Below are 10,082 nucleotides of genomic sequence, written 5' to 3'. Positions count from 1 at the left end.
ATTGGCACTTACTGTTGCCTCTACTGTTTTCGCTCAAACGACCAGCAACCCGTGGTTAATCGGAGTTGGTGCTCACGGAGTAAATCATGCAGCAGCTGGAGGAGACGTTGGAAATGTGTTTTCAACCGCTTTTGGTGGTGGTGACGGAGGAGAGTTGTATAACATAAACAATTTCACAATTACTCCACCATTATCTAAATTAACAGTTGCAAGAAACTTAAACAAGTATTTGGTTCTTGATTGGCAAACTTCCGTAGGGAATGTTGACAACAAAAGAATTGGAATGGGGAAAGAATTTTTCCTAATGACAGGTTTAGGTCTTCAATTTAAATTTAACGGACTTTGGAATGAAGAGTCTTGGTTTGATCCTTATTTAAGAGTGGGGGCTAACTATTTGAGACACGATTACTCAGGAGTATCTTTCCCATTAACAGATAGTAATGGAACTACTTATGCTGGGTTCTCTAATAATGAGCCATTTACTCAAAGAAGAAAAGATCATTTTACTGTTGCTACAGGTTTAGGATCTAACTTCTGGTTAACGAAAAATTTCGGTCTTGGTATCCAAGGTGATTATGTATCAACTCCTGTTGATAAATCAGATATCGCTAACTTCTGGCAAGCTTCTGCATCTTTATTGTTCAGATTCGGAAACACAGACAGAGATAAAGATGGTATCTTAGATAAAGATGATTTATGTCCAGATACTCCAGGTTTAGCTGAATTCCAGGGTTGTCCTGATACTGATGGAGATGGAGTTCCAGATAAAGATGACCAATGTCCAGATGTAGCTGGTCCAGTTGAAAACAATGGTTGTCCTTGGCCAGATACTGACGGAGATGGTGTTGTTGATAAAGATGATGCTTGTCCAGAAGTTGCAGGTCCAGCTGAAAACAACGGATGTCCTTGGCCAGATACTGATGGTGATGGTGTATTAGACAAAGATGATGCTTGTCCTACAGTTCCAGGTCTTGCTCAATACAACGGATGTCCTAAGCCAGCCTCTGCTTACGCTGAAGAAGCTACAGGTGCATTACAAGGTATTTTATTTGATTTTGACAAAGCTACTATCAGACCTGAATCTAACTCTAAGCTTGATCAAGCTGCTGAAATCGTTAAATCTTCAAACGGTGGTAAATTTATCGTAGAAGGACAAACTGATAAAAAAGGTTCAGAAGCTTACAACTTAACACTATCTAGAAAAAGAGCTGCAGCTGTAGTAGGTGCATTAGAAGCGAGAGGTGTTAATGATAACCAACTTAAATCTATCGGTGTAGGTGAGCAAAAAGCTCAGGTTGCTGAAAACGCTTCTAACGAAGAAAGAATGGCAGACCGTAAAGTTGTAGTTATTGCAGCTGATGCTGATGCTTGGGAAGCGATGCAAAAATCTGATTTACCAGTGGTAAAAAAGAAAGTAGTTAAAAAGAAAAAATAATCTTTTTAAATAATATTTATAAACGCTCTTCGAAAGAAGGGCGTTTTTTTTGATAGAAATTCATTATTTTTGCACACATAAAATTATTGAAACATGGGACGCGCATTCGAATATAGAAAAGCATCGAAAATGGCCAGATGGGATAAGATGGCCAAAACATTTTCAAAAATAGGTAAAGATATCGCGCTCGCGGTGAAAGCCGGAGGACCGGACGCGGATACGAATCCTGCACTTCGCAGGTGCATTCAGAACGCAAAAGGTGCAAACATGCCGAAGGATAACGTGGAACGTGCTATAAAAAAAGCCAGTGGTGCAGATGCAGAAAATTACGAGGAAGTAACGTACGAAGGATACGGGCAGGGCGGAGTTGCGTTTTTTGTTGAATGTACCACAAACAATCCTACAAGAACTGTAGCTAATGTAAGAGCAATTTTCAACAAGTTTGATGGTAACTTGGGAAAGAACGGAGAATTAGCTTTTATCTTTGACCGTAAGGGAATTTTTTCCATTGATAAATCTTCAATTAAAATGGATTGGGATGATTTCGAAATGGAAATGATTGATGGAGGAGCTGAAGATGTAGAAAGCGACGATGAAGAAGTAATGATTACTACAGCGTTCGAGGATTTTGGTACGCTTTCACATAAACTGGATGGTCTTGGGATTGAAGTAAAAAGTGCAGAATTGCAAAGAATTGCGAATAACACCAAAGAAGTAAATCAGGAGCAGTTTAAAGCCAATATGAAGATGCTCGACCGGTTTGAAGAAGATGATGACGTACAGAATGTATTCCACAATATGGAAATAACAGATGAACTTCTGGAAAGTATCTAATTAAAATAAAAAAACTCAAAGATTTTCTTTGAGTTTTTGTTTTTTAGCGTTGTAATAAAATGTCTCCTACATCATTCATTCGGTTCATTACGCTTCGTGCGTAAGAACAGTGCGGGTAAATTTTCCAGCTATTTTCCCTGGCGAACGCTATTGCATGTTCAACAAGAAATTTCCCCATTCCGCGTCCTTCAAATTGAGGATGAACCAATACGAATGAAATAATTAGTTTGTTTTCTTCAGGGAAGATCGTGTAGGTGAGTCTTCCGACTTCTTCGGAGTCATTTTTTAAAGTAATAACACCGCCGTTTCCGGATTTATGATTTTCGTAATTCATTTTTTGTAATTTTGGATATCTAAATTTAGTAAAAATAAAATGATTCTATTTTTTTAAGTCCATTACGCCTCAAAAAATCTTTAATCTCAAAAAATTTTATAAATGAAAATTACACTCAACAGAATTAACGATGATTACTTATTTGAATGCACCAACGCGGCAGGAAATAAGATTATACTCGACAATACCTCTCAACCTGATGCAAAAGGAGTTTCTCCAATGGAAACGGTTCTAATGGCTGTTGCAGGATGCAGTGGTATTGATATCGTATCGATCCTTAAAAAACAGCGTCAGGTGATTGAAGGCTTTTCTGCGGAAGTAGAGGGAGAGAGAATTCAGGTTGATGAAGCAAAACCTTTTAGAAGCATACTTGTAAAATTTTTCCTTCAAGGAGTTATTGATCCGAAAAAAGCGCTGAAGGCTGCAGAACTGTCCTTTAAAAAGTACTGTTCGGTTTCGAAAACATTTGAGCCGAATGTCACCGTTTCTTATGAAGTTTTCGTCAATAACGAGAAAGCATAAAAAACTCCGTATGTAAAATGATACACACGGAGTTTTATTTTAAGTCTGGCTTTTTTACGAAATTCTGGGTTTAATGAGTTTCGCTACCGTCGCAGTCCAACCTGTTTGGTGTGATGCGCCGATTCCCATTCCGGTATCTCCGTTAAAATATTCATTAAACATAATGTAATTTTTGAAATGTTCATCATGGTTCAGTAAATAATTTCCGCCATTAAAAGCACGTTCTCCGCTTTCATTTTTACGGAAAATAGAGCCTAAACGCTGGCTGAGATTATCAGACACAAACTCCAGATTCCTCATTTCTCCGCTGTTCGCAGGAAATTCAATCTGTAAACTTTCACCATAGTAATAATGAAATCTCTGCAGACTCTCAACAATCAAAAAGTTGATAGGGAACCAAATGGGACCACGCCAGTTGCTGTTGCCGCCAAACATGCGGCTGTCGCTTTCTGCAGGTGTATATTTTACGGTAAAATTCTGCCCATCAACAGTAAATTTGAACGGTTCTTCTTTATAAATTTTCGACATCGATCTGATTCCGTAATCGGATAAAAATTCTTTTTCATCAACCATTCTCGCCAGCACTCTTGTGAGTCTGGTTTTTCTGAGGATGCTCATCAGATGCTTGCCGCCTTTGCCTTCCACTTCCCAGTGAGAAACTAGATTGGCAAGTTCCGGTTTGTTTTTAAGAATCCAGTCCATTCTTTTTGTGAAATTCGGAAGTTTTTCCAAAGTGTCATGTTCGATAATCTCAACAGCAAACATCGGAATTAGCCCCACAATACTTCTTAATTTCAGGGAGATGGAATCACCGTCATTTAACTGTAAAACATCGTAGAAAAAGCCATCTTCTTCGTTCCAGAGACCGCCTTTGGCTCCACCGATATTCTCCATCGCTTCCGCAATGTATAGATAGTGTTCAAAGAATTTGATGGCCATATCCTCATATACCGGGTTATAAAGTGCCAATTCCATGGAAATCCGCATCATATTGAGCGCAAACATCGCCATCCAGCTGGTGCCGTCGGCCTGCTCCAGATGATCTCCGTTTTTAAATTGCATATTTCGGTCGAATGCGCCAATGTTATCAAGCCCGAGGAAGCCTCCACCAAATACATTGTTTCCCTTTTTGTCTTTCCTGTTTACCCACCACGTAAAATTAAGCAGGAGTTTCTGGAAAACACTCTCAAGAAACGGAATATCGGGTTTGCCATTCATTTTTTCATCAATCTTATAAACCCTGAATGTAGACCAGGCATGAACCGGAGGGTTGACGTCGCTGAAATCCCATTCATACGCCGGAAGTTGCCCGTTCGGGTGGATATACCATTCTTTCGTGAGAAGTGTCAGCTGGTATTTGGCAAACTCCGGGTCGAGTAACGCAAACGGAACGCAGTGAAAAGCCAAATCCCAAGTTGCAAACCAGGGATATTCCCACTTATCAGGCATGGAAATGATGTCTTTGTTCTGCATGTGCTTCCATTCTTTATTGCGTACATAATGATCGAAATTTCTTGGAGCTTCATATTTTGGATCACCTTTCAGCCATTTCGAAACGTTGTAATAATAGAACTGTTTATTCCATAAAAGTCCGGCAAAAGCCTGCCGCTGAATGTTTTTTTCGTCTTCATCAGAAATGTCACACTGAAGTTCAGCATAAAATTCTTCGGCTTCCTCTTTTCTAAGACTAAAAATTTCGTCGAAATCAAAGAAGGCGTTCTCCATATCATGTGGGCTCAGCCTGAAATCGAAAGTCTTACTTTCGCCGGCCTCAAGTTCTGTAGTGATATAGAAGCTTGCTTTTGTACCTGTTTGATCTGGATTTAAGGTGTTTTCTGTCTGATGAACTATAAAATCATTAATTCCGTCTTTAAAAAATTTATGATCGGAAGGATGAGCATTTATTTTTGCCGGATTCGTTTCATTATTACAGAACAATGATTCAGTATCTGAATTTCTTGAATAAAACTTTTTCTGAGGGATTGAATCGTGGCAAATGTCGATAGTTCCTTTTGACGAAGATTTTAGTGATGGTTCATAAGTTCCGTATCCCCAACTCCAGTTATTCCTGTACCACAACGTTGGAAGAATGACGAGCGGTGCTTTATTCCTGCTTCTGTTTACGGCTGTTACACGTATGGCAAAATCATCATGAGCGATTTTTGCATATTCGATAAAGAGATCAAAATAATTATTATCGTCGAAAATTCCGGTATCAACCAGTTTATATTCGGGTTCTGTTTTGGAGCGTCTGGCGTTCTCTGCAATCAGTTCTTCGTAAGGAAAGCGCTGGATCGGGTATTTGTACACCATCTTCATGTAAGAATGTGTAGGTGTATTGTCGAGATAGTAAAATATTTCTTTTATGTCTTCGCCGTGGTTTCCTTCGTAGTTACTTAATCCGAAAAATCTTTCTTTGATCATTTTATCTTTTCGGTTCCAGAAAGAAAATGAGAAGCAAAGCAATTGCTTGTCATCACAAATCCCAGCAATACCATCCTCATTCCAGCGATAAGCCCTGCTGATGGCATCATTATAAGTGGTGTGTCCCCACGCATTTCCGTTGTGGCTGTAATCTTCACGAACCGTTCCCCATTGTCTGTTGCTCACATAAGGCCCCCATTTTTTCCATTGGTCGTCGAGCATTCTTTGTCTTTCAGCTGTCATAATTCAAATTTCAGGTGCGAAATTATGAAATAAAAATCTTTTCGGTTTTTAGGGATATTTTAGAAAAAATAACTACTTTTGCAACAGATTTTGTTCATTTACATATTGAAAATGTTATCAAGAAAGGTGGAGAGACTAGACTCAGAGAAACCTTGGCAACCCTTCGGAAACGGAGAAGGTGCTACATTCTATTCGCTTAGGCGATGCAGATAACACAAACTTTTTTACCATTCTTCGGTAGCATTTTCAATTTTTATTTTTTTAAAAATTGGAAAACCAGCTAAACTTTATCACTCTTTATCAGTTTAAATTACATTCAGGAAAAATTCTTGATATTAATTTGTCGTATCAAATTTTCGGGCCTGAATTATTTTCTGCGCCGGTAATTCTCGTGAATCATGCGCTAACAGGAAATTCTAACTTTTCAGGTGAAAAAGGATGGTGGAAGTATCTTATTGGTAAAGAAAAAATTATAGATACCGACCGATTTACCGTTCTGTGTTTTAATATTCCCGGAAATGGTTATGACGGAAATCTTATAGAAAATTATCAGGATTTTATCACATCAGATGTCGCCGAAATTTTTCTTGAAGGTTTAAACTATTTAAAAATTGAAAAACTTCACACCATCATCGGAGGTTCACTGGGGGGCGGCATCGGTTGGGAAATGCTGGCAGTAAACCCCGGACTTACCGAAAACTTCATTCCTGTTGCCTGCGATTGTCAAACTTCAGACTGGCTTTATTCGCAATGTTTGGTGCAGAAATTTCTTTTGGAGCAGCAAGAAGAACCGTTGCAAAAAGCACGTGCTCACGCGATGCTCTGTTACCGTACGCCAGAATCACTCAATTCCCGTTTCAAAAATGAATGTCTCATTGATAAGGAACTCCGAAAATCCGAAGACTGGCTTAATTTCCATGGAAAAAAACTGGCCGAGAGATTTAGTTTACAGGCATATAAACTGATGAATCAGTTATTAATGAGTATCCGGGCTGATCGAGACCAGCTGCATCTTATTTCTGCAGATATCCATCTTGTGGCGGTAGATTCAGACTTGTTTTTCCCCGCACGAGAAATGAAGGAAACTTATCAGTTTTTAATTTCAAATAAGCCAAATGTCTTTTATCACGAAATAAATTCCATTCACGGTCATGACGCGTTCCTTATGGAATATGAACAACTTACAAACATTTTAAAAAAAGTATTTAATGAAAAATAAAACAGAGGTAAAACTCATTAAAAATAGAGCCATCATTAAGTTTGAAGGCAAAAATTTTCTGGGAGAAATCGGAATTGACGGAAGAATCTTTAAAGCCCTTACCTATGCCAGAATAAGTGTAGGCGTTATTTCGCAACAGGCGATCGAAAATGGGATTTCAGTGCTGGTGAGCGAGGCAGATGCAGAAAAAGCAGTAAACTGTTTGATTAATGAGTTTGAGCAGGAAAGAAAATCCGTAAAAGTGAGCCTTATTTACAGCATAAATAATGTCTCGGTCATTGGTTTTGTTTCTAAAGATTTCAATAAAATAATGTCTGAACTTGGTCGTAACAATATCTTTCCGTTGATTCTTAGTCAGGTGGCCGCAGAAAACAGAGTAAATATTGTAGTGACTTCTTCTCAGGACGAAAAAGCGAAGAATATCATTGAAGCTGAAATCTTTGCGAGACCAAAAACTGTTCACCTCGCAATCATTGGACACGGAAATGTTGGAAGTACTTTGATAGACCAGGTTCTAGAAAGTTCCGAAGAAATCCGGAACAGAAAAAAAATCGATTTGAAGATTGTTGCCGTTGCCAATTCCAAAAAAATTGCGCTTAACCGTTCAGGATTCAGCGAAAACTGGAACGAAGAAATTCTGGTGGCAGAACGGCCGTCAAAAGTAGAAGAACTTATTGCTTTTTCTCAGCAGAATCAGCTGGAAAATCTTATTGTGGTGGATAATACCGCAAGTAAAGAATTCGTAAAAAATTATCCAGTTCTTGCAGAAAACGGATTCGATTTGGTGTCATCCAACAAAATCTTCAATACACTACCCATTTCCGAGTACCGGAATTTCCGTCATATTCTTAACAAGAAAAACAAAAAATACCTTTACGAAACCAATGTAGGCGCAGGATTGCCGCTCATTGATACGATTAAACTGCTGCATTTGTCCGGAGAGAACATTACCCGCATCAAAGGCGTTTTTTCAGGATCGCTGAGCTATATTTTCAACAATTTTTCCGTGCGCGACGAGAAGTTTTCAACAATTCTGAAAGAAGCGATGGAAAAGCGATTTACTGAGCCGGATCCACGCGAAGATTTATCCGGAAGTGATGTTGCCAGAAAGCTGCTTATTCTTGCGCGCGAACTGGATTTGATTAACGAATTCGGTGATATTAAAATTGAAAATCTGGTTCCGGAAAATTTAAGAAATCTCACTACAGATGATTTTATATCGCGTTTAAGTGAACTTGATGAAGTTTTTGATGAGGTGAAAAAATCACAACAGAAAAGCCATGTGCTGAGATTTACCGGCGATTTGCACGGTGATTTACAACAGGAAAAAGGTGAGCTGGACGTAAAACTGATTTCAGTTCCTGCAGAATCTGCTTTGGGTCAGCTCAAAGGTTCAGATTCAATATTTGAAATCTATACCGAAAGTTACGGCGAAAATCCAATCGTCATCATGGGCGCAGGAGCAGGCGCGAAAGTCACTGCACGTGGCGTTTTCGGTGATATTTTAAGACTTTCGGAAAGTAAATAATATTTAATTCAACTACAATTATATGTCAGATAATTTTGAAACCAACGCCATACGCATTCAGTCGCAGCGTTCTCACTTTGACGAACATTCTACACCTTTGTATCTCACTTCAAGTTTCGTATTTGAGGATGCTGAAGATATGCGCGCAAGTTTTGCCGAAGAAAAATCCAAAAATTTATACAGCCGTTTTTCTAATCCCAATGTCAACGAGTTTACCGAAAAAATGGTGAATCTCGAAGGTGCTGAAGCGGGATATGCATTTGGTACAGGCATGGCAGCAATTTATTCCACTTTTGCTGCACTGCTGAATTCGGGCGACCATATCGTTAGCTGCCAATCGGTTTTTGGTTCTACACATACTTTATTTACAAAATATTTTCCGAAATGGAACATCAATACAACCTACTTCAAAGCCGAAGATGCAGCAAATGTTGAACAGCTTATTCAGCCAAACACAAAGATTTTATACCTCGAAACACCTACAAATCCGGCGATCGAAGTTCTAGATCTTGAATTTTTCGGAAAAATTGCCGAAAAACACAATCTTATTTTTGTAGTAGATAACTGTTTTGCCACTCCTTATCTGCAGCAGCCGATAAAATTTGGTGCCCATCTGGTAGTTCATTCGGCGACAAAACTGATTGACGGGCAGGGCAGGGTTTTAGGAGGCGTTACAGTCGGGAAAGCAGATCTCATCAGAGAAATTTATCTTTTCGCCAGAAATACCGGGCCTGCCATGTCTCCTTTCAACGCGTGGGTTTTAAGTAAAAGCCTTGAAACGCTTGCGGTACGGGTTGAAAAACATTGCGAAAATGCTTTGAAAGTTGCTGAGTTTCTTGAAAATCACCCAAAAGTTGAATTCGTAAAATATCCCTTCCTGAAATCCCATCCCAACTACGAAACTGCCATAAAACAGATGAAAATGGGCGGTAACATCGTCGCTTTTGAAGTAAAAGGCGGCATCGAAGGCGGCAGAAATTTTCTTAACCGCATTAAGATGTGTTCCTTGTCTGCAAATCTTGGTGACACCAGAACAATTGTTACGCATCCCGCTTCCACAACGCATTCTAAACTTTCGGAGGAAGAAAGAAACGAAGTGGGAATTACCGCCGGTTTGGTGAGGTGTTCGGTTGGTTTGGAGCATGTCGATGACATTATCAATGATTTGAAACAGGCATTGGATTAATGTTTTTTGGGCAGCTTAATCCGCCTTCCGCTCCCATACATAACGAAGTGGTTCGGCATAGCCAATCTTTTGTTCGTCGTTCCTACTCACAAAAGGATTTCCGCTCAAGTCGGGCTGCGGGGAAAGTTTTTAAATAAAAATTCAGAGAAATGAAAAATTCAGATAAATTATACAAAGCGTTAAGCGAAAGGATACTTGTCCTCGACGGGGCGATGGGAACGATGCTTCAGCGCTACAAATTCACCGAAGAAGATTACCGAGGCGAACGATTCAAGAATTGGGAATATCCATTAAAGGGAAACAACGATTTGCTGTCTTTAACCCAGCCACAGGCGATTGAGGAAGTTCACCGAAAAT

The 10,082-nt window shown here is 39.3% G+C and carries 9 protein-coding genes and 1 riboswitch; of the genes, 7 read left to right on the top strand and 2 right to left on the bottom strand.

Features of this window, described 5'->3' with window-relative positions; all coding sequences use genetic code 11:
- Window position 1 precedes the first annotated feature (1 nt).
- Together V5N63_RS07630 and V5N63_RS07625 are read left to right on the top strand one after the other, a co-directional pair.
- Window positions 2–1,435 carry an OmpA family protein gene (locus V5N63_RS07630; RefSeq protein ID WP_332033471.1) on the top strand — a complete coding sequence of 478 codons (1,434 nt, stop codon included), beginning with the start codon at window positions 2–4 and terminating at the stop codon, window positions 1,433–1,435.
- 93 nt (window positions 1,436–1,528) lie between these two features.
- Window positions 1,529–2,269 (top strand): YebC/PmpR family DNA-binding transcriptional regulator, encoded by a 741-nt coding sequence (locus V5N63_RS07625; protein WP_088469599.1) that lies wholly within the window; start codon window positions 1,529–1,531, stop codon window positions 2,267–2,269.
- A gap of 43 nt (window positions 2,270–2,312) precedes the next feature.
- Here the strand turns inward: V5N63_RS07625 and V5N63_RS07620 are convergent, their stop codons facing one another.
- The gene (locus tag V5N63_RS07620; RefSeq protein ID WP_332033474.1) at window positions 2,313–2,639 is read right to left on the bottom strand and encodes a GNAT family N-acetyltransferase; all 327 of its coding nucleotides are present in this window, start codon (window positions 2,637–2,639) and stop codon (window positions 2,313–2,315) included.
- Window positions 2,640–2,705: 66 nt separating this feature from the next.
- Between V5N63_RS07620 and V5N63_RS07615 the strand changes: the two genes are divergently transcribed.
- Window positions 2,706–3,125 (top strand): OsmC family protein, encoded by a 420-nt coding sequence (locus tag V5N63_RS07615; protein ID WP_332033470.1) that lies wholly within the window; start codon window positions 2,706–2,708, stop codon window positions 3,123–3,125.
- Window positions 3,126–3,179: 54 nt separating this feature from the next.
- Here V5N63_RS07615 and V5N63_RS07610 read toward each other — a convergent pair whose 3' ends face one another.
- A complete protein-coding gene (locus tag V5N63_RS07610; protein ID WP_332033469.1) occupies window positions 3,180–5,792 on the bottom strand; it encodes an MGH1-like glycoside hydrolase domain-containing protein in 2,613 nt (870 codons plus the stop codon).
- 111 nt (window positions 5,793–5,903) lie between these two features.
- Window positions 5,904–6,008, top strand: a riboswitch (SAM riboswitch).
- 52 nt (window positions 6,009–6,060) lie between these two features.
- Between V5N63_RS07610 and V5N63_RS07605 the strand changes: the two genes are divergently transcribed.
- The 4 genes from V5N63_RS07605 to V5N63_RS07590 form a co-directional block, all read left to right on the top strand.
- The gene (locus V5N63_RS07605; protein ID WP_332033468.1) at window positions 6,061–7,011 is read left to right on the top strand and encodes an alpha/beta fold hydrolase; all 951 of its coding nucleotides are present in this window, start codon (window positions 6,061–6,063) and stop codon (window positions 7,009–7,011) included.
- Window positions 7,001–8,539: an ACT domain-containing protein gene (locus tag V5N63_RS07600; protein WP_332033467.1), complete on the top strand. Its 1,539-nt coding sequence runs from the start codon at window positions 7,001–7,003 to the stop codon at window positions 8,537–8,539. Before V5N63_RS07605 ends, V5N63_RS07600 begins: the two co-directional genes overlap by 11 nt.
- A gap of 22 nt (window positions 8,540–8,561) precedes the next feature.
- Window positions 8,562–9,725 carry a trans-sulfuration enzyme family protein gene (locus V5N63_RS07595; RefSeq protein WP_332033466.1) on the top strand — a complete coding sequence of 388 codons (1,164 nt, stop codon included), beginning with the start codon at window positions 8,562–8,564 and terminating at the stop codon, window positions 9,723–9,725.
- 149 nt (window positions 9,726–9,874) lie between these two features.
- Window positions 9,875–10,082: homocysteine S-methyltransferase family protein (locus V5N63_RS07590; RefSeq protein WP_332033465.1), on the top strand; the 208-nt coding region annotated here is incomplete at its 3' end.

Origin of the sequence: Kaistella sp. (assembly GCF_032060305.1) — a bacterium.
Classification (GTDB): Bacteria; Bacteroidota; Bacteroidia; order Flavobacteriales; family Weeksellaceae; genus Kaistella; species Kaistella yananensis.
The sequence above is the reverse complement of the archived record's forward strand: the minus strand, read 5'-3'. Positions and strand labels throughout refer to the sequence as shown.

Excerpts from the sequence above, each read along its gene's own strand:
- V5N63_RS07625 (WP_088469599.1), top strand. The coding sequence starts at position 1,529 with ATGGGACGCGCATTCGAATATAGAAAAGCATCGAAAATGGCCAGATGG.
- V5N63_RS07615 (WP_332033470.1), top strand. The coding sequence starts at position 2,706 with ATGAAAATTACACTCAACAGAATTAACGATGATTACTTATTTGAATGC.
- V5N63_RS07610 (WP_332033469.1), bottom strand. The coding sequence starts at position 5,792 with ATGACAGCTGAAAGACAAAGAATGCTCGACGACCAATGGAAAAAATGG.
- V5N63_RS07600 (WP_332033467.1), top strand. The coding sequence starts at position 7,001 with ATGAAAAATAAAACAGAGGTAAAACTCATTAAAAATAGAGCCATCATT.
- V5N63_RS07595 (WP_332033466.1), top strand. The coding sequence starts at position 8,562 with ATGTCAGATAATTTTGAAACCAACGCCATACGCATTCAGTCGCAGCGT.